Genomic DNA, 18,239 nt, shown 5'->3' on the forward strand with positions numbered 1-18,239 from the left:
TTGTAGTTTTAATATAATAAACAATCTACGGAGGGAGCTGTCGTGGCGGAGGCGATCCAGGGCGGCGGGCTGCTGTCCGGGCTGCGGGTGGTCGAGTGCTCGATGCTCGGTCCGGGCGCGGTGTCCACCCCGCTGGCCGATCTCGGCGCGGACGTGATCAAGGTGGAGCCGCCGTCGGGGGACTACATCCGGGCGATGAGCTGGCCGATCGTCGAGGGGAGGTCGCTGCTGCACCTGCACATCAGCCGCGGCAAGCGCAGCATCGTGCTGGACCTGCGCACCGAGGACGGCAAGGCGGTCTTCCTCGACCTCGTCAGGGACGCCGACGTCGTCGTCGAGGCGATGCGGCCCGGCGGCCTGGACCGGCGCGGCCTGGGCTACGCGGCGCTGCGCGAGGTCAACCCGAAGGTCGTGATGTTCACGATCTCCGGCTACGGCATGACCGGCCCGTACCGCGATCTGCCGTCGCACGGCATCGCCTACGACGCCTGGGCCGGCACCGTCACCCCCGTCCCCGGCCCCGACGGGCTGCCCACGATCCCCGACCACACCTCGATCGGCATCACCGCGGGCCCGCTGTTCGGCACCGCCGCCATCCTCGCCGCCGTCATCAAGGCCCGCGAGAGCGGCCAGGGCTGCCACCTGGAGGTCGCCCAGTCCGACGCCGCGGCCGCGTTCGACTGGCTGCGCAGCGAAGGCCACCGCGCCTACGAGCGCCCGCACTCGGAGGTGACCGGCAACCCCGCCGACGACCTGGAGCGCCGACCGCCCGGCACCGCGGGCATGGAAGAGGGCGTCCGCTACCAGTTCTACGCCTCCAAGGACGGCCACGTCCTGTTCATGGCCTCCGAGCAGAAGTTCTGGCGCAACTTCTGCGCCGCCGTCGGCCGCGACGACCTCTACGAGGCCAACCCGGGCTCGAAGCTCGCCGACCACGCCCGCGGCAACCTTCCCCTGCGACGCGTTCTCGCCGCCCTCTTCGCCCAGCGCACCACCGCCGAATGGATCGAGTTCGGCCTGGCCCACGACGTCCCCATCGGCCCCGCCAACACGCCCGCCTCGATCGCGCACGACCCCCAGTTCGCCGACCGGATGCCGTGGCAGCCCGCCTCCCGCCTCGTCGCCGACCAGCTCCCCTTCCCCGTCCGCGTCGTCGGCGAGGCCCCGCCCGCCGCCGCCCTCCCCGCCCCCGACCCCGGCGAGCACACCGAGGCCATCCTCCGCGACGTCCTCGGCTACGACCCCGCCCGCATCACCGCCCTGCGCGCCTCCGGCGCGCTGGGCTCCTGAGCGGTCGGGCGGCGCCCCGCACGCGCCCGGAGCGCCGCCCGGCCACGCACGCCGAAGGCCGCCCCTCACCAGCGTGGGGAGACGGCCTTCGGCCTTGACGGCAGGGGGCTACAGGGCTCAGGGGACGCGCGCGACGACGCCGTGCATGCAGATGTCCTCCGGGCGGGCGCGGAAGCGCTCGGGAAGGTCCGGCCGCCACTGGGACAGGCTGGTGACGCCGGGTTCGACGGTTTCGAGGCCCGCGCACAGCTCGGCGAGGTCGGCGGCCGAGCGGAGGCGGAACGGGATCCCCGCGCGGCGGTTGAGCTCCTCGCGTTCGGCGACGTCGACGCCGGGCTCGTCGTCGGTGGTGGCGTGGCTGAGGGCCACGTAGCTGCCCGAGGGGAGCTCGTCGCGCAGGATCTTGAGCACGCGGTGCACCTCCTCGTCGTCGTCGAAGAAGTGCAGGACGGCGAGCAGCATCAGGGCGACCGGGCGGCCGAAGTCGAGGGTCGCGGTCAGCTCCGGCAGCGCGAGGATCGCCGCAGGGTCGTGCAGGTCGGCCTGGAGGTAGGCGGTCCTGCCCTCGCGGGAGCTGCGCAGCAGGGCCCGCGCGTGGGTGAGGACGATCGGGTCGTTGTCGACGTAGACGACGCGGCTCTCGGGCGCGATCCCCTGCGCGAGCTCGTGCACGTTGCCCGCCGAAGGCAGCCCGGAGCCTATGTCGAGGAACTGGCGGATTCCCGCCTCGCCCGCCAGGAACCGCACGGCCCGGCGCAGGAATCCGCGGTTCTCGACCGCGGAGAGCCGGATCGTGGGGAACGCCTGCGCGAGGATCCGCGCCGACTCGCGGTCGGCCGCGAAGTTGTCCTTGCCGCCGAGCCAGTAGTCGTAACGCCGTGCCGGGTGAGCGCGCGAGGTGTCGAGGCCCGGGGGAACGCCATCGAAGTCCACAGCCGTCATTCTCCAACATTCCCGGCCCACCGGCACCCCGCGTCACCAAGATCGCATCGAGCGCGCCGCGCCGGGTCTCGAGGGCCCGCGGGTCAGGGACGGGTGCGGCGGTCGCGCAGGACGTTCTTCAGGACCTTGCCGGCGGCGTTGACGGGGAGCTCGCCGACGATGTGGACGTGGCGGGGGACCTTGTAGTTGGCGAGGTTCTCGCGGGCGAAGGCGATGACCTCTTCGGGCTCCAGGAGGGTGGCGCGCCGGGGCACGACGAAGGCGGCGCCGACCTCGCCCTGGCGTTCGTCGGGGACGCCGATGACGGCGCTCTGCGCGATCTTCTCGAAGGAGTCGAGGACCTTCTCGATCTCGGCGGGATAGGCGTTGAAGCCGCCGACGATGAACATGTCCTTGATGCGGTCGGTGATGCGGACGCGGCCGTCGGCGTCGATGAGGCCGACGTCCCCGGTGTGCAGCCACCCTTCGGCGTCGACGGTCGCGGCGGTCTCGGACTCCTCCCCGAAGTAGCCCTTCATCACCGTGTACCCCCGCACAAGGATCTCGCCTTCCTGCCCCGACGACACGGGCCGGCCGCTGCCGTCCACCACGCGGACCTCAAGGCCGGGAAGAGGACGCCCCGCCGTAGCGGTGATCGTCTCCAGCGGGTCGTCGTAGCGGCACATGGAGACGATCGCGCACGACTCGGTGAGGCCGTAGCCCGTGACGATGTGGGAGAAGCCGAGCGCGTCGCGGATGCGGTACAGCAGCGCGGGCGGCACATTGGCGGCGCCGGTGACGGCGAGGCGGAGGTGCGCGACGCCCTCGGCGGAGAAGTCGGGGTGCTCCAGCATCGTCTGGTAGAGCGTCGGCGTGCCCGGCAGGACGGTGACGGCCTCCTCGCGGGCCACCCGGAGCACTTCGGGCACGTCGAGGGTCTTGGCGGGCAGCACGGTCGCGCCGACGATGAGGGAGGCGAGCCATCCGGCCTTGTACCCGAACCCGTGGAAGAACGGGTTGACGACGAGGTACCGGTCTCCTTCGCGCAGGCCGACGACCGAGGCCCACACCGCGTACGCGCGCAGCGTCTGGCCGTGCGTGCACATCGCGCCCTTCGGGTTCCCGGTCGTGCCGGAAGTGAAGAGCATGTCCGAGAGGTCGTCCGGGCCGACCTCCTGCGCGCGCGCTCGGAGGTCTTCGTCGGGGACGGAGGCGCCCGCGCCGAGGAAGTCCGCCCAGGTCGTCAGGGGGGAGCGGGCCGCGGAGTCATCGAGCAGGACCGTCTTCTCCAGGTCGGGCAGGCCGCCGTAGGGGAGGCCTCCTTCCGGCCCGCCCGCCGCGCCCGCGAGGGACGCGGGGTAGTCGCGCCCGAGGAACTCCCCGACGACGCACAGGATGCGGGCCCGGCTCTTGCGCAGGATGAAGGCCGCCTCCGCGCCCTGGAAGCGGGTGTTCAGCGGCACGAGCACGCCGCCCGCGCGCTGGAGGCCGAGCGCGGCGACGATCCAGCGGGCGGTGTTCGGCGCCCAGATCGCGACGCGGTCCCCCTTGGCGAGCCCGGCGGCGAGGAAGCCGCGGGCGGCCTCGGTGACCGCGGCGTCGAGGCCGGCGAAGGTGAGCCGGACGCCGCCGTCGACGATCGCCTCGGCCGCGCCGAGCCTCGCGGCGGCGTCGGCGAGCAGCGCGCTCGTCGTGCCCCAGCGCAGGTCGGCCCGCGGGTCGGTGAATCCGTCGGGGGTCGGGATGGGTTCCGGCACCGGGGCCTCCGCAAAAGGGTGGAGCGAGGGGGCAGACAGCGATCAGTATCTTCAATAACATATACATTCTGCACCGTCGAGGGGCCGCGCGTCGGCCCCCGCCCCGCTGACGCCTGGAGGCAGACCGTGTCCCGCTTGCTGGAGAACAAGATCGCCGTGGTGACCGGCGCCGCCCACGGCATCGGCCGCGGCCACGCGCTGGAGCTGGCCAAGCACGGCGCCACGGTCGTCGTCGCCGACCTCGGCACCAGCGTGCGCGGCGAGGGCGCGGGACACGACGCCGACGACGTGGTCGAGCTCATCACCAAGCGCGGCGGCACCGCCATGGCCGACTTCGCCGACATCGCCGACGAGGCCCAGGCCACCGCGCTGGTCGAGCGGACCGTCGCGGAGTTCGGCCGCCTGGACATCCTGGTGAACAACGCGGGCATCGCCCGCGACAAGGTCATCTGGAACATGTCGGTCGACGACTTCGACGCCGTCATGCGCGTCCACGTCCGCGGCACCTGGCTGATGACGCACCTCGCGGCCAAGCAGTGGCGCGCCCGCTCCGCGGCGGGGGAGTCCTTCACGGGCCGGATCATCAACACCACGTCCGGCGCGGGCCTGGCCGGCAACTTCGGCCAGTCGAACTACGCGACGGCCAAGGCCGCGATCGTCGGCCTCACCCTCACCACGAGCCTGGAGCTCGCCAAGTTCGGCGTGACGGTCAACGCGGTCGGCCCCGGCGGCATGACCCGGCTGACGGCCACGATGGGCAAGGACCTGAAGGCGTTCGAGCCCGACGACCTGGCCGAGGACGAGTACCACCCCATGGACCCGGCCGGGTCCTCCCCGCTGGTGGCGTGGCTCGCCAGCGATCAGGCCCAGCACGTCAGCGGCCAGGTGATCCGGGCGATCCACGACAAGATCCACCTCATGGAGGGCTGGCGCGAATCCGCCACCATCTCCGCGAACAAGAAGAAGTGGGACGCCACCCGCCTGGGCGACCGGATCGCCACCGACCTCTTCCACACCCGCGCCCCCGGCCTGCGCTGATGGACGCCTCCGACACCCCGGAACTCGCCGCCTTCCGCGCCGAGGCACGCGCCTGGCTCGCCGCCCACGCGCCCGAGCACGCCGGGACCGTCAAGCACCGCCTGCACTTCGAGCACGCCGACACCGCCGAGGAGTACGAGGCGGCCGAACGCGCCAGCGTCCTGGCCGCCAAGGCCTGGCAGGCCAGGCTGCACGCGGGCGGCTGGGCCGGGATCTCGTGGCCCGCCGCGTTCGGAGGCCGCGGCGGGTCCCCGGGACAGGAGGCGGTCTTCGCCGAGGAGTCGGACCTCGCGGACGTCTCGGTCGGCCCGCTGATGATCGGGCTGAAGATGGTCGGCCCGACCCTCATGCGGCACGGCACCGCCGCCCAGTGCGACGCCCACCTGAGCCCGCTGCTGCGCGGCGAGCGCGTCTGGTGCCAGCTGTACAGCGAGCCCGAAGCGGGCTCCGACCTCGCCGCCCTGCGCACCCGCGCCGTCCTGGACGAGGCCGCGGGGGAGTGGGTCGTCACCGGCCAGAAGGTGTGGACGTCAAGCGCGCAGGTGGCCGACTGGGCGATCCTGCTCGCCCGCACCGACGCCGACGTGCCCAAGCACCAGGGCATCACCTACTTCCTCGTCGACATGCGCTCGCCCGGCATCGAGGTCAGGCCGCTGCGCCAGATGAACGGCTCGTTCCACTTCAACGAGGTGTTCCTCGACGCCGTCCGCATCCCCGCCGACCAGGTCGTCGGCGAGGTGAACGGCGGCTGGAAGGTCGTGCACACGACGCTCGCCGCCGAGCGCGCGATGATCGGCGGAGGCGGCGGCGAGAAGGCGCGCGCCCTCCTCGACCTCGCCCGGGCACGCGGCAGGGACGGTGACCCGCTCGTCCGGCAGCGCATCGCCGAGGTGTTCACCCTCGACGAGATCCTGCGCTTCCTCGGCCTGAAGATGCGCGCCGCCATAGCGCGCGGGGTCCCACCCGGTCCCGAAGGCTCGATCATGAAGCTGCTCGTCGCGCGACGCGCCCACGAGGCCGCCGCGGCAGGGCTCGCGATCGAGGGCGAGGCCGCGCTCCTCGCCGGCGCCGACGCGCCCGACGGCGGCGCCTGGCAGCAGCAGCTGCTCAGCGCGCAGGGCCTGCGGATCGGCGGCGGCACCGACAACATCCAGCTCAACGCGATCGCCGAGCGCATCCTCGGCCTGCCCCGGCGCAGGCAGCCCGACAAGGACACCCCCTTCCGCGACCTCACCGGGACGGTCGCCGAGCGGTCCCGCAAGGAGGCCTGACCCATGAGCGTGCTCGACGGACAGCCCATCATCGACACGATGATCGGGTTCCCCATGCGGGACCCGAAGGCGACCTACGCGTTCATCACCGACAAGACGAAGGACGCCGAGTCGAGCGCGCTCAAGATGCCCGCCGGCTACCTCTTCAAGGACGCGCCCGGAGAGCCCGAACCGGAAGCGGTCCTGCCCGACCCCGTCGCCGTCACCCTCGCCCAGATGGACGCGCACGGCATCGCGGTCGGACTCGTCGGGGTGAAGGGCGAGGACGGCAGGCGGGCCGTCCAGGAGTTCCCCGACAGGTTCGCCGGCTCGCTCTCGATCGACCCCAACAAGGGCGTCGACGCGCTCCGCGAGATCACCGCCGCGCACCGCGACCTCGGCATCAAGGCCGTCGACGTGTTCCCGGCCGGGCTCAGCCCGCAGGTCGCGATCAACGACAAGAAGATGTACCCGGTCTACGCCAAATGCGTGGAACTCGGACTGCCGATCTTCGTCTGCGCGGGCATCCCCGGCCCGCGCGTCCCGTTCGAACCGCAGAAGGTCGAGTACCTCGACGAGGTCATGTACGACTTCCCCGAACTCGTCCTCGTCACCCGGCACGGCTGCGAGCCCTGGACCGACCTCGCCGTCAAGCTCATGCTGCGCTGGCCCAACCTGTACTACTCCACCAGCGCCTTCGCGCCGAAGTACTACCCGCGCGACATCGTCGACTACGCCAACTCGCGCGGCGCCGACAAGATCATCTACGGCGGCTACTACCCGATGGGGCTGAGCCTGGAGCGCATCGCGCGCGAACTGCCCGGCGTGCCCTTCAAGGACGAGGTGTGGCCGAAGTTCCTGCACGGCAACGCCCGCCGCGTCCTCGGCCTCGCCTGACCCCCTCCACGCCTGCCGACTCCCCGCTCGTCCGCCCTGCTTTGTCCACCCTCCGCCCACCCCTGCTCGTCCACCCTCCGCCCACCCCCCTGGAGGAAACCGTGACCGAAACCCAGTCCGCGCCCGTCACCCTCCGGTGGCGCGGCGACCGCCGTCTCGACCAGGGCATGCGGGATCTGCTCTGCGGTCCGGGCGGCCCGTTCGAACGCCGGATCGAGGACGTGCTGGGCGCGCCCGCCGAGGTGTTCGTGCAGCGGCCGCGCAGCATCCCGGAGATGCTCGAGGCCGCCGTCGCCCGCGAACCCGACAAGACCTACCTCGTCCTGGACGGCCCCGAGCCCGAGTCGCTGACGTTCGCGCAGACCGAGCGCCTCGCGCGCGCCTACGCCGAGGTCCTCGCCTCCCGGTACGGGATCGGGCCCGGCGATCGCGTCGCCGTCGCCGCCGCGAACTGCCGCGAACACCTGCTGCTGCTGTGGGGGACCCTGTCGCTCGGCGCGGTCGCCGTCGGCCTGAACGGCTGGTGGGCGCCCGCCGAACTCGACCACGGCCTCCGCCTGACCGAGCCGAAGGCCGCCTTCGGCCTAGGCCGCCCGCTGGAGCGGCTGCGCGCGTCCGAAACGGTCTCCTCCGGCGCGCTCACCGCCGACTCCCTCGACGACCTGCACGCCGCCGCCGTCGCGCTCGGCGAGCCGTCCCGCGCGCTCACCGCGACCCCCATCGCCGAGGACGACCCGGCCCTCATCATGTTCACCAGCGGCACGACGAACCGGCCGAAGGGCGTCACCCTCTCGCACCGCAACGTCGTGCACTTCGGCATGTTCGGCGGCATCGGCGGGGCCGTCGCCGCGCTCACCGGCACCGGTCTGCGCCAGGTGCCGCCGGACCTCCAGCGCACGTCGATCCTCGCGAACCCGCTGTTCCACGTGTCCGGCGCGTGCGTGGCGCTCGCGAACGCGTCCCTGTACGGGCTGCGGCTCATCATTCTCGAACGCGGCAAATGGGACGCTGAGCGGGCGCTGGAGATCACCGACAGGTACCGCCTCACCCAGTGGACGGGCGTGCCCACCCACTTCTGGCGGATGCTGAACCACCCCGACTTCGCGAAGTACCGGACCGACCAGGTCACCGTCATCGGCAGCGGCGGCGCCACCTTCGCGCCCGAACTCCTGCGCCTGTTCGCCCGCAAGATGCCCGGCCTCCAGATCACCAACGGCTACGGCATGACCGAGACGACGGGCTCCGGCACGTTCCTCAACGGCGTCGAGATGGACGGGCACCCGGCCTCCGTCGGCGCCGCCGCCCCCACCGTCGAGGTGCAGGTGCGCGACGAGTCCGGCAACGTGCTGCCCGAGGGCGAGGTCGGCGAGATCCACGTGCGCAGCGCCTCGGTGTTCCTCGGCTACTGGAACGACCCCGAGGCGACCGCCAAGGCCCTCACCCCCGACCGCTGGTACCGCTCCGGCGACTACGGCCGCATCGTCGACGGCGTCCTCTACCTGGAGAGCCGGATGCGGGACCTGATCCTGCGCGGCGGCGAGAACGTCTACCCGATCGAGATCGAGTACCGCCTCGTCGAGCACCCTTCGATCGCCGACGCGGCGGTCGTCGGCGTTCCGCACGAAGCCCTCGGCCAGGAGGTAAAGGCCTTCGTCGTCACCGAAGAGGGCGCCTCCCTGACGTCCGACGAGGTCCGCGCCTGGGTCGCCGAAGGGCTGGCCGCCTTCAAGGTCCCCGCTCAGGTCGAGTTCCTCGACGCGCTGCCTTACAACGAGACGGGCAAGGTCCTGAAGCGCCTCCTGGAAGACCGGTAGCCGTGCGGACAGGGGCTCTCGGCGGCCCCCGGTGGGACGGGGACGCGGTCGGTCAACGGGACCTGTCGATCCGGTAGACGTAGTGCAGGGGCGGGTCGATCGGGTTGTCGGGCTCCAGGTCGCCTTCGGCGACGCGCCGGTAGCCCGCCTTCTCCAGGCAGCGCCACGACGGCCGGTTCCCCGCGACGACGGCGGTGATGACGCACGGGACGTCGGGGAGGTCGTGCCACACGCGTCGGGTGGCGGCCCGCAGCATGGCGGGGCCGAGGCCACGTCCGGTGTCGGTGGCCGAACCGATGAGGTAGTCGAGCATGGCGGCGCCGGCGGGCACGTCGGTCAGCGTGGCGAGGGGCGCGAGGTCCTCGGGGTAGTCCGCGACGCGGCACCGCTGGACGAGGCCGAACGGCCGCCCGCCGACGAGCGCCAGGAAATCCTCGGACGGCTCCGCGCCCCGCACCGCGGGCCCGAAGTCGCGTGCGACGGCCTCCGGCGACGTGTCGTGGTTCCACCACCGCGCCACATGCGGCTCGGCCAGCCACCGCCCGAGCAGCGCGAAGTCGGCCTCGGCCACCCGACGGAACGTGATCTCGGCGTCCGCGTTCACGGTGGCAGTATCGCAACCGCCGACGACGAACGAGAACCTGTTTTCCGCACCGGCGAAGGACGCCCTTCGCCGGTGCGGATCAGGCGCGGGGCTGGGAGGCGGGGAGGATGCGGCCCCGCGCCCCGCCGGAGCGCACGTTGCGGACGGCCTGCACGACGCCGAGCACCAGGAAGACGAGGAACGCGGCGGCGATGAGGGCCGGCGGGGTGTCGTCGTCGCTGACGAGGCCGAAGAGGATGTTCACGGTGAGCGCCGCGGCCGTGCCGATGACGAGCCACCAGAAGGCGACGATGCCGAGAGCCTTCAACCACTTCATGGGAACCCCCGTCAGCACGCCTGTTCTGTCCCCGCAAAATAGCCTGATGCGGGGGCGGATGCCGGAGTTATCGGTAACGCTTTCACACCACCGCGGTCGGTCGGTCAGAGCCAGGTCGTGGCGAGCCGGACGGTCGCGGCGGCCCAGCCGAGGAGGACGATGGTGAGGCCGATGAGGCGGGCCTCGCCGCGGGAGAGGTGGACGCCGATGCCGCCGAGCTGGATGAGGACGCGTAGGCGTAGAACGCGGCGAGCAGGGCGGCTGCGATCCAGTAGGCGAGCTCCATGAAGGGCCTTTCGGACGAGGCGAGGCACCGGCAGCCTGGTGGGTTCACCCCCACCGGCCGCAGCCTCATTCCCCCAGCCCTCGCCCTGGCCGCCTGGGCCGCCGATCACGTCCCCGAGATCGAAGCCGCCCGCGCCGCCGTCGACCCCCGCTGAGCCCGCCCGCCCGTTCGGGTGATCGCCGGACGGGACGGGACGGGACGGGACGGGGGAGAATGTCCCGTTCTGTTGGTGTGCGGCGGTAGGGGGAGGCCGGGGTGCTCGGGGCTCGGGATCCGGAGGAGGTCGGCGGGTACCGGCTGCTGGGGAGGTTGGGAGAGGGTGGGCAAGGGGTCGTCTACCTGGGGGAGGGGGCGGACGGGGAGAAGGTCGCCGTGAAGGTGCTGCACGGGGGCGCCGCGGGCGATTTCCGGCGTGAGGTGGCGGCGGCGCGGAGGGTGGCGCCGTTCTGCACGGCCCGGATCCTTGAGGCGGGGGACGATTTCGTCGTCTCGGAGTTCATCGAGGGGCCGTCGCTGCGGCAGGCGGTCGAGGGCGGCGGGCCGCTGGGCGGGTCCGATCTGTACCGGCTGGCCGTCGGGACGGCGACGGCCCTGGCCGCGATCCACGACGCGGGGGTCGTGCACCGGGACTTCAAGCCCGGCAACGTCCTGCTCGGGCCCGGTGGCCCGCGCGTCATCGACTTCGGGATCGCGCGCAGCGCCGACGCGACGGTCTCGGTGACCGCGTCGATCATCGGGACGCCCGCCTACATGGCGCCCGAGCAGTTCGCGACCCGCGCGGTCACCGCGGCGGCCGACGTCTTCGCGTGGGCTGCCACGATCGCCTACGCCGCCACGGGCAGGCCCCCGTTCGGTCAGGACTCGCTGCCGCTGGTGATGCACCGGGTCGTCACGGGCGAGCCGGATCTCGGCAGGATCGGCGGTGCGCTGCGCCGTCTCCTCGTCCGCTGCACGGCCAAGGACCCGGCGGCCAGGCCGACGGCGCGGGAGATCCTGGCGGGCCTGCTGGAGACGTCCGCGCCCGACGAGGAGACCCTGGTGCTCGGTCGGGAGGCGGCGGCCTCCACGCCGGCCGACGAGGCCCGTACCGCGCGCTGGACGGCGCTGACCCTCACCGAGCCGCGCGGGCGGCGCGCGCCCCGCTGGCTGCCCACGGTCGCCGCGGCGGTCGTCGGCGTGGTGGTCGCGGGCGGCGTCGGCTTCGCGGTCATCCGGTCCCAGGACGAACCGGCCCGCACTTCCGCGTCCGGGCGGCCGACGGCCTCGGCAGGGACGGAACCCGAGGACGCGAAGGGTTTCGCCGCGTTCGTCACGCGGGCGGTGGACGCGGCGGGCACCGCGTCGGTCGAGGTGAGCGGCGGCCGGACCGAGGGCCTGGACCAGATGGAGTCCGAGGGGCGGCTGGAGGTCGAGTCCGGCGCGCAGACGAGCTTCGACGTGACCGTCAGCAGGCCCGAGTACGAGGTCGGGGATCCCGCGCGCAACCCGGCCCGGATGATCCTCATCGGGCAGCGCGCCTACTACAGGTCCGTCGGCGCGTCCGAGGCGATAGCCGCGACCCGGGAGGCCTACGGGCAGGGCGACGGACATCTCGACGTGCTGCTGGAGACCCGCTGGATGAGCTGTCCGCGGCTGGGCGACGAGCGGCCCGATCACCAAGCCCTTCTGAGCGCCCGCTTTGCCGGGTCTCGGGGGGATCTTGGCCGAGGGAGGACGTTCGGGCGCGTGAACATCTCCGAGGGCCGGGGCATCAGAAGAAGTGTCGAAGGGCTGAGCCAAATGGATCGGCGTCCGGGGGTCCAACCTCGGCGGAATGCAGGTTCGACTCCTGCCGGCCCTGCACGGTGACGGCGCGGGATCCCCTGGAGGGCCCGCGCCGTCGTGTTCTTCGGGCCGAACGCTCAGCGGCCCAGCAGTTCGGCGAAGGCGGCGTCCTCGCGGGCCCGGGCGGCGAGGATCGCGGCGCGGTGGGACTCGGTGATGACGCGCTTGGTGGCGATCAGCGACGCCAGCGGCTTCTCGGCCAGCTCACGGGCCAGCACGAGCGTCTCCGGCAGGACCTCTTCGCGCGAGACGGCCTTCAGAGCCAGGCCGTGCGCCACGGCCTCGGCCGCGGTCAGGGCGTGGCCGGACAGCAGGACGAGGTTCGCGCGCTGGGCGCCGAGCCGCAGCGGCAGCAGGTAGCTGCTGGCCGCCTCCGGCGCGACGCCCATGGTGGTGAACGGCGCGCGCAGCTTGGCCTCCTCGGCGATGACGACGAGGTCGCAGTGCGGCAGGATCGTCAGGCCCAGCCCGACCCCGCTGCCGTTGACGGCGGCCAGCAGCGGCTTGGGGAAGGCCGTGACGGCGTCCATGAGGATCGGGAAGCCCTTGCCGACGTCGCCGACCTCCTCGCCCGCCGCGTGCCTGCGGGCGATCTCGGCCATCTCGTTCAGGTCGGTGCCGGCGCTGAACACGGTGCCCTCGCCCGTCAGGACGGCGACGCTGACGGACGGGTCGGCCGCCGCCGCGTCCAGGGCCGCGGCCGTGGCCCGGTACAGCTCCTCGTTGAACGCGTTGCGGACGTCGGGCCGCCGGAACGTCAGCAGCCGGACCGCCCCTTCGTCGGTGACGCCGAGCAGGTCGCTCATGATGCCCTCCCGGAGGCGGTGAGGCGGTCCACGAGGTCGTCGCGGTGCCGGTCGGACGAGCCGAAGAGCGCCTGGACGCCCTGGGCCCTGCGGAAGTAGAGGTGGGCGGGATGCTCCCAGGTCACGCCTATGCCGCCGTGCAGCTGGATCGCCTCCGTGGCGACCCTGACGTACGCGTCGGCGCAGTAGGCCTTGGCGAGGGAAGCGGCGAGAGGGCCTTCGGGGGTGCCGGAGGCCAGGAGCGCGTGGTGCGCCGCGGCGCGGGCCGACTCGACCTCGACGTACATCCGCGCGCACGCGTGCTGCACCGCCTGGAACGCGCCGATCGGCTCGCCGAACTGCACCCGGTCCCGCACGTGCGCGACGGTCCTGGCGAGCAGGAACGCCGCGCCGCCGACGGCTTCGGCGGCGAGCGCCGCGCACGCGTGGTCCAGCACGTCGGCGATGATCGGGCCCGCGTTCCCGCCGACGCGGCGGGCCGCGGCCCCGTCGAACTCCAGCCGGGCGAGCGGCCGGGTCGCGTCCAGCGTCCGCAGCGGGACCGCGGTGAACTCCCGCACCGCGTAGAGCCCGGGCCCGTCCGCGCCCTGCGCGGTGACCAGGACGAGGTCGGCCCGCGCCCCGTCCGGCACGAGGTCCTTCAGGCCGTGCAGCACCGGCCCGTCCGGCCCGTCGGCGGCGGTGACGCCCGGGGACGCCCCGTGCCGCTCGGACTCCCCGAACGCGACCGCCGCGACGGTCCGCCCCGAGGCGATGCCCGGCAGGTGCTCCGCCGACGCCGCCGGGTCGCCCGCGGCGAGCAGCGCGCGCACCGCGAGGACCGCCGACAGGTACGGCCCGCCGTACAGTGCCCGGCCCATCTCCTCAAGGACGATCCCGGTCTCGACCGGCCCCGCGGCCGAGCCGCCGAACTCCTCGGGCACGGCGAGCCCCTGGAGGCCGAGCTGGTCGGCCATCCGCGTCCACACCGCGAGGTCGTGGCCGGGCGCGGTGTCCGCCCAGCGGCGCACCTCGGCCTCGGGGGAGTGCTCGGCGAGGAACGCGCGGACGACGCCGCGCAGTTCCTCCTGCTCGTCGCCGAACGCCATCACGCCTGCTTGAGCAGGGGCGAGCGGGTGTTGGACGGCCATTGCGGCCGGTGGTAGCCGCGGAAGTGGAGTTCGCCGCCGCGCAGTTCGCGGATGGTGAGGAAGTCGCCCTTGTAGCCGCGGTGGTCGTATTCGGCGAAGGTGAGGTAGCAGCCGGGTCCGCCGTTGGTGCAGGGCATCCACTTGATCTTCTCCAGGCCGATCTTCACCTCCTCCGGAATGGCGATGCGGGCGCCTGCGATCCCGTGCAGCGCGGCCCGCGCGGTGTCGTAGGAGAGCGCGACGACGACGTTGCGGCTGACGCGTCCGAAACGGGCCTCGAAGCGTTCCAGCATGGCCTCGTAGTTGGGGTTCGCGCCGTCCTCGCCGAGCTGGTCGACGCCGTGCCAGCCCTCCAGGCCCTCGGCCCAGGCGTTGGAGTTGGAGTAGAACATGAACGCGGTGCCCATGAAGCGCGGCGGGTCCCAGTCGAGGGCCTTGAAGCCCCGTGCGAAGTGGAAGGTCGAGTAGCCGTAGCCCATGTAGACGATGGCTTCGGCGCCCTGCTCCCGCATGGTCGCGAGGTGCTTTTCGAAGTTCTTGGGGTTCGGGCCCAGGCAGACCTCTTTGATGATCTCCAGGTCGTAGCGGCGGGCCGCGTCGCGGAAGTAGTCGGAGTACAGGTCGCCCGACGAGCCCTGCTCCCAGAAGAAGCCGACCTTGCTGTAGCCGTTCCGGAAGCACCAGTCCGCGGCCATGACGCCCTCGGTCGGGATGTCCCCGTTGGCGACGGTGAAGCAGTACTCGCCCGCGAACCGCGTCGTGCCCGTCCAGCCGAGCGCCGCGACGCCGGTCTCGTTGACGGTCTTGCACAGGTTGACGGAGTTGTCGGAGATGAACGGCCCGATGACGACGACGCAGCCGGCGTCCACGAGCGCCTGGTAGCCCTTGCGGACCTTCAGGTAGTTCTCCCGGGGCAGCCCCCGCGCGTCGACGGTGAGGATCTCGACCGGCCGGTCGTAGACGCCCTCGTTCAGGGCGTCCTCGACGGCCAGGATGATCGGGTCCATGAGGTCGGCCGTCAGCTGCCCGAGGTCCATGTCGATCAGCACGCCGATCTTCACCGGCTCGAACGGGTCGCCCTGCCCGACCACGCCGCCCGTCGGCGGGTAGATGACGATCGACTCGACGGGCTTCTCACCGATCTTCCCGCTGCCCTGGTACCAGAGTTCGTTGACGTGCTCGCCGTGCTCGGTGTCGGTCCCGGACCTGACGGACGCGACGGCCCGGTCGGGCCGGGCGATCCCGAGGTCGACGGGGGCGGGGAAAAGCCGGTCCGCGTAGCGCGGGGCGTCCTGCTCGGACATGCAGCAACCTCCTCGTACCGCCCTGGGGCGGCCTGTCCTCTGGGTGCTAACTTATATACAAAATATATTTGCTACAAGGGAGTGGGTCCATGCTCGACAGCCGGGACGTCGGCGACGAACTGGAGATCAGGAACGTCGTCGCGAGGGCCGCCCAGTACGCCGACACCGGCGACCTCGACGACTACGCGGCCCTGTTCACCGAGGACGCCCGCTGGGCGATGCCGGGCTTCCCGGAGAAGAACGGCCGCGCCGCCATCCGCGCCGCGGGGGAGGCCCGCCGCGCCGAGGGCCAGACCGGCCCGGGCAGTGCCAGCCGCCACCTCGTCAGCACCGTCGCGGTCGCCCTCGACGGCGACCGCGCGGTGGCCGACTCCTACTGGCAGTTCTTCGTCGAGACGGCCTCGGAGGCGCCGCGCCTGTTCTCCATGGGCGCCTACCGGGACTCGTTCGTGCGGACCGGCCAGGGCTGGCGGATCGCCGAGCGCGCCATCACCTCCGGCTGACTCACATGTGCCGCCCCCCGGTGACCTCCAGCACGGTCCCCGTCATGTAGCTGGACAGGTCGCCCGCCAGGAACAGGGCGACCTTCCCGACCTCCTCGGGCTCCGCGGCCCGCCCCATGGGCACCCCGGCGAGCTTCTCCGCCCAGAGGTCGGGGCGCAGCGCCTCGGTCATCGCGGTCCGCACGAGGCCGGGCTGGATCGCGTTGACGCGGACGCCCAGGTGGGCGAGTTCCTTCGCGGCGGCCTTGGTCATGCCGACGATGCCGGCCTTGGCGGCGCTGTAGTTCGTCTGCCCGGGCAGGCCCACCTTCCCGGAGATCGACGAGATGTTGACGATCGAGCCCGCGCCCTGTTCGCGCATGCGCAGGGAGGCGTGCTTCATGCCGAGCCAGGTGCCGTACAGGTGGACGTCCATGACCTGGCGGAACTGGTCCTCGGTCATCTTGCGCAGGGTCGCGTCGCGGGTGATGCCCGCGTTGTTCACCAGCACGTCGATGCGGCCGTAGGCGTCGGCGCAGGCTCTGACCATCGCCTCGACGTCGGCCTCCTCGGTCACGTCGCAGCGGACGGCGACGGCCTCGGCCCCGTCGGCGGCGAGTCCGGCGGCGGCCTCGGCGGCGGCGTCGCCGTCGATGTCGGCGATGACGAGGCGGGCGCCTTCGGCCGCGAAGACACGGGCGATGGCGAGGCCGATGCCCTGGGCGGCGCCGGTGACGACCGCGGAGCGGCCTTCCAGGAGGCTCATCCGGTTACCTCTTCCTCAGATCCGGGGGAACACGGGCAGGGTCAGGTCAGGGGTCAGGCGGGGAGGCGTTCGAAGACCGCGGCGATGCCCTGGCCGCCGCCGACGCAGAGCGTTTCGAGCCCATAGCGGGCCTCGCGCCGGTCGAGTGCGCGCAGCAGGGTCGCGAGGATGCGGCCACCGGTCGCGCCGACGGGGTGGCCGAGCGAGATACCCGAGCCGTGGACGTTGGTGCGGTTCCAGTCGGCGGCGCCGAAGCCCCAGGCGCGTCCGCAGGCGAGGACCTGGGCGGCGAACGCCTCGTTCAGTTCGATCAGGTCGATGTCGGCGAGCTTCAGCCCGGCCCGCTCCAGCGCGAGGGCGGTCGCGGGGACGGGGCCGAGGCCCATCGTGCGGGGCGGAACCCCGGCGACGGCCCACGAGGCGAGCCGGGCGAGGGGCCGCAGACCGAGCCGTTCGGCGTTCTCCCGGTGCGTCACGACGCACACCGCAGCGCCGTCGTTCTGGCCGCTGGCGTTGCCCGCGGTGACGGTAGCGTCGGGGTCGGACCTCAGCAGGACGGGCTTCAGCCGGGCCAGCGCCTCGGCGGAGATTTCCCGCCGGGGGTGCTCGTCGGTGTCGACGGTCTGCGCGCCCTTGCGGGTCTTCAGCACGACCGGGACGATCTCTTCGGCGAAGAGCCCGGCGTCCTGCGCGGCGACCGCGCGCTGGTGCGAGGCCAGAGAGAGGGCGTCCTGCTCCTCCCGGGTGATCCCGTATTCGGCGCGGAGGTTCTCGGCGGTCTCCAGCATGCCGCCGGGGACGGGGTGGTCCTTGCCGCCCGCCGTGGTCCTGCCGCGCGCCAAGGCGTCGTGCAGGGGCACCGAGGGGTCCTTGACGCCCCAGCGCATCCCGGTGGTGTAGAAGGCGGCGGAGCTCATGCTCTCCGCGCCGCCCGCGACGATGAGTTCGCTGACCCCGGTCTGGATCTGCATGGCGGCGTTGAGGATCGCCTGGAGGCCTGAGCCGCAACGGCGGTCGATCTGCAGGCCGGTGACGGTGACGTCCAGGCCCGCGTCCAGGGCGGCGACGCGGCCGATGGCGGGGGCGTCGGAGGTGGGGTAGCACTGGCCGAGGAGCACCTCGTCGATGTCGGCCGAGTCCAGGCCGGTGCGGGCGAGCAGGCCGCGGATCGCGGTCGCCGCCAGTTCGGCCGGCGGGACGTCGCGCAGCGCGCCCCCGTAGCGTCCGACGGGAGTCCGGACGGGTTCGCAGATGACGGCTTCACGCATGGCGGCCTCCCGCTCAGGCGGAGTAGCGCAGGAGCATGGCGGCGACGCACGCGGGCTTCGCGGCGCCCTCGACCTCCCAGGTGAACCGCAGCCTGACCTGGAGGCCGCCCGGGACGTCCTGGACGTCCTCGATCTCGGCGCCGACCCGGACCTTGGCGTCGACGGGGACGGGCGAGGGGAACCGGATGCGGTCGTAGCCGTAGTTGACGCCCATCCTCATGCCCTCGATGCGGTAGATCTCCCGCACCAGGCGGGGGCCGAGCGAGAGCGTCAGCAGGCCGTGCGCGATGGTGCCGCCGAACGGGCCCTGCGCGGCCCGTTCGGGGTCGACGTGGATCCACTGGTCGTCGCCGGTGAGGGCGGCGAAGGTGTCGATGTCGGCCTGCGTGACGGTCCGGTAGGAGCTGTAGCCGAGGTGCTCGCCGATGGCGGCCTTGATCTCCTCGACGCCGTTGAGGACGCGCATGGGGTCTCCCTAGTCAATAA

General features: G+C 72.6%; 18 protein-coding genes, 1 tRNA gene and 1 pseudogene. 9 read left to right on the forward strand and 11 right to left on the reverse strand.

Annotation, left to right across the window (positions count from 1 at the left end; translation table 11 throughout):
• Nucleotides 1-42: 42 nt before the first annotated feature.
• Nucleotides 43-1,290: a CaiB/BaiF CoA transferase family protein gene (locus tag ACYVOM_RS36040; protein WP_460308079.1), complete on the forward strand. Its 1,248-nt coding sequence runs from the start codon at nt 43-45 to the stop codon at nt 1,288-1,290.
• 117 nt (nt 1,291-1,407) lie between these two features.
• Here the strand turns inward: ACYVOM_RS36040 and ACYVOM_RS36045 are convergent, their stop codons facing one another.
• Together ACYVOM_RS36045 and ACYVOM_RS36050 are read right to left on the reverse strand one after the other, a co-directional pair.
• Complete coding sequence (locus ACYVOM_RS36045; protein WP_460308080.1) at nt 1,408-2,232, reverse strand: SAM-dependent methyltransferase; 825 nt, start codon at nt 2,230-2,232, stop codon at nt 1,408-1,410.
• 83 nt (nt 2,233-2,315) lie between these two features.
• Nucleotides 2,316-3,968, reverse strand: coding sequence for a FadD3 family acyl-CoA ligase (locus ACYVOM_RS36050; RefSeq protein WP_460308081.1), 1,653 nt, complete (start codon nt 3,966-3,968; stop codon nt 2,316-2,318).
• A 126-nt stretch (nt 3,969-4,094) separates the two neighbouring features.
• Here ACYVOM_RS36050 and ACYVOM_RS36055 point away from each other — a divergent pair, with 126 nt between their 5' ends.
• The 4 genes from ACYVOM_RS36055 (at nt 4,095) to ACYVOM_RS36070 (ending at nt 8,967) form a co-directional block, all read left to right on the forward strand.
• A complete protein-coding gene (locus ACYVOM_RS36055; RefSeq protein WP_460308082.1) occupies nt 4,095-5,006 on the forward strand; it encodes an SDR family NAD(P)-dependent oxidoreductase in 912 nt (303 codons plus the stop codon).
• Nucleotides 5,006-6,277: an acyl-CoA dehydrogenase family protein gene (locus tag ACYVOM_RS36060; RefSeq protein ID WP_460308083.1), complete on the forward strand. Its 1,272-nt coding sequence runs from the start codon at nt 5,006-5,008 to the stop codon at nt 6,275-6,277. Before ACYVOM_RS36055 ends, ACYVOM_RS36060 begins: the two co-directional genes overlap by 1 nt.
• Before the next feature lie 3 nt (nt 6,278-6,280).
• Nucleotides 6,281-7,153, forward strand: coding sequence for an amidohydrolase family protein (locus ACYVOM_RS36065; protein WP_460308084.1), 873 nt, complete (start codon nt 6,281-6,283; stop codon nt 7,151-7,153).
• A gap of 101 nt (nt 7,154-7,254) precedes the next feature.
• The gene (locus ACYVOM_RS36070) at nt 7,255-8,967 is read left to right on the forward strand and encodes a class I adenylate-forming enzyme family protein (protein WP_460308085.1); all 1,713 of its coding nucleotides are present in this window, start codon (nt 7,255-7,257) and stop codon (nt 8,965-8,967) included.
• Between the two features lie 52 nt (nt 8,968-9,019).
• Here ACYVOM_RS36070 and ACYVOM_RS36075 read toward each other — a convergent pair whose 3' ends face one another.
• On the reverse strand, nt 9,020-9,571 hold the full coding sequence (locus tag ACYVOM_RS36075; RefSeq protein WP_460308086.1) for a GNAT family N-acetyltransferase: 552 nt from the start codon (nt 9,569-9,571) through the stop codon (nt 9,020-9,022).
• A 79-nt stretch (nt 9,572-9,650) separates the two neighbouring features.
• Entirely contained in the window at nt 9,651-9,887 is a 237-nt protein-coding gene (locus ACYVOM_RS36080; protein ID WP_460308087.1) for a hypothetical protein, read from the reverse strand.
• Between the two features lie 284 nt (nt 9,888-10,171).
• Between ACYVOM_RS36080 and ACYVOM_RS36085 the strand changes: the two genes are divergently transcribed.
• Together ACYVOM_RS36085 and ACYVOM_RS36090 are read left to right on the forward strand one after the other, a co-directional pair.
• Nucleotides 10,172-10,327, forward strand: a complete 156-nt coding sequence (locus ACYVOM_RS36085; RefSeq protein ID WP_460308088.1) for a hypothetical protein — start codon at nt 10,172-10,174, stop codon at nt 10,325-10,327.
• A gap of 101 nt (nt 10,328-10,428) precedes the next feature.
• A pseudogene (locus tag ACYVOM_RS36090) lies at nt 10,429-11,112 on the forward strand (serine/threonine-protein kinase); the annotation flags it as partial.
• Here ACYVOM_RS36090 and ACYVOM_RS36095 read toward each other — a convergent pair.
• Nucleotides 11,028-11,678, reverse strand: coding sequence for a hypothetical protein (locus ACYVOM_RS36095; RefSeq protein WP_460308089.1), 651 nt, complete (start codon nt 11,676-11,678; stop codon nt 11,028-11,030). The pseudogene ACYVOM_RS36090 and the gene ACYVOM_RS36095 sit on opposite strands and share 85 nt — an antisense overlap.
• Before the next feature lie 261 nt (nt 11,679-11,939).
• Between ACYVOM_RS36095 and ACYVOM_RS36100 the strand changes: the two genes are divergently transcribed.
• Nucleotides 11,940-12,013: transfer RNA gene (locus ACYVOM_RS36100), tRNA-Trp, on the forward strand.
• A 61-nt stretch (nt 12,014-12,074) separates the two neighbouring features.
• Here ACYVOM_RS36100 and ACYVOM_RS36105 read toward each other — a convergent pair.
• From ACYVOM_RS36105 to ACYVOM_RS36115, 3 genes are read right to left on the reverse strand one after another with little or no spacing between them, the layout of a single operon-like run.
• Nucleotides 12,075-12,803 (reverse strand): enoyl-CoA hydratase/isomerase family protein, encoded by a 729-nt coding sequence (locus tag ACYVOM_RS36105; protein ID WP_460308090.1) that lies wholly within the window; start codon nt 12,801-12,803, stop codon nt 12,075-12,077.
• Nucleotides 12,800-13,891: an acyl-CoA dehydrogenase family protein gene (locus ACYVOM_RS36110; protein ID WP_460308091.1), complete on the reverse strand. Its 1,092-nt coding sequence runs from the start codon at nt 13,889-13,891 to the stop codon at nt 12,800-12,802. The genes ACYVOM_RS36105 and ACYVOM_RS36110 overlap by 4 nt, the downstream gene beginning before the upstream one ends.
• Nucleotides 13,891-15,237 carry an ABC transporter substrate-binding protein gene (locus ACYVOM_RS36115; RefSeq protein ID WP_460308092.1) on the reverse strand — a complete coding sequence of 449 codons (1,347 nt, stop codon included), beginning with the start codon at nt 15,235-15,237 and terminating at the stop codon, nt 13,891-13,893. The genes ACYVOM_RS36110 and ACYVOM_RS36115 overlap by 1 nt, the downstream gene beginning before the upstream one ends.
• A gap of 89 nt (nt 15,238-15,326) precedes the next feature.
• Between ACYVOM_RS36115 and ACYVOM_RS36120 the strand changes: the two genes are divergently transcribed.
• Nucleotides 15,327-15,740: a nuclear transport factor 2 family protein gene (locus ACYVOM_RS36120; protein WP_460308093.1), complete on the forward strand. Its 414-nt coding sequence runs from the start codon at nt 15,327-15,329 to the stop codon at nt 15,738-15,740.
• A 1-nt stretch (nt 15,741) separates the two neighbouring features.
• On the opposite strand, the gene fabG is transcribed toward ACYVOM_RS36120, so the two are convergent.
• Genes fabG through ACYVOM_RS36135 form a run of 3 tightly spaced genes read right to left on the reverse strand, consistent with a single transcriptional unit; the run spans nt 15,742 to nt 18,219 of the window.
• Nucleotides 15,742-16,485: a 3-oxoacyl-ACP reductase FabG gene (gene fabG / locus ACYVOM_RS36125; RefSeq protein ID WP_460308094.1), complete on the reverse strand. Its 744-nt coding sequence runs from the start codon at nt 16,483-16,485 to the stop codon at nt 15,742-15,744.
• Between the two features lie 53 nt (nt 16,486-16,538).
• Complete coding sequence (locus tag ACYVOM_RS36130) at nt 16,539-17,753, reverse strand: acetyl-CoA C-acetyltransferase (RefSeq protein ID WP_460308095.1); 1,215 nt, start codon at nt 17,751-17,753, stop codon at nt 16,539-16,541.
• A 13-nt stretch (nt 17,754-17,766) separates the two neighbouring features.
• On the reverse strand, nt 17,767-18,219 hold the full coding sequence (locus ACYVOM_RS36135) for a MaoC family dehydratase (protein ID WP_460308096.1): 453 nt from the start codon (nt 18,217-18,219) through the stop codon (nt 17,767-17,769).
• Between the last annotated feature and the right edge of the window lie 20 nt (nt 18,220-18,239).

This window comes from Actinocorallia aurea (assembly GCF_054783995.1).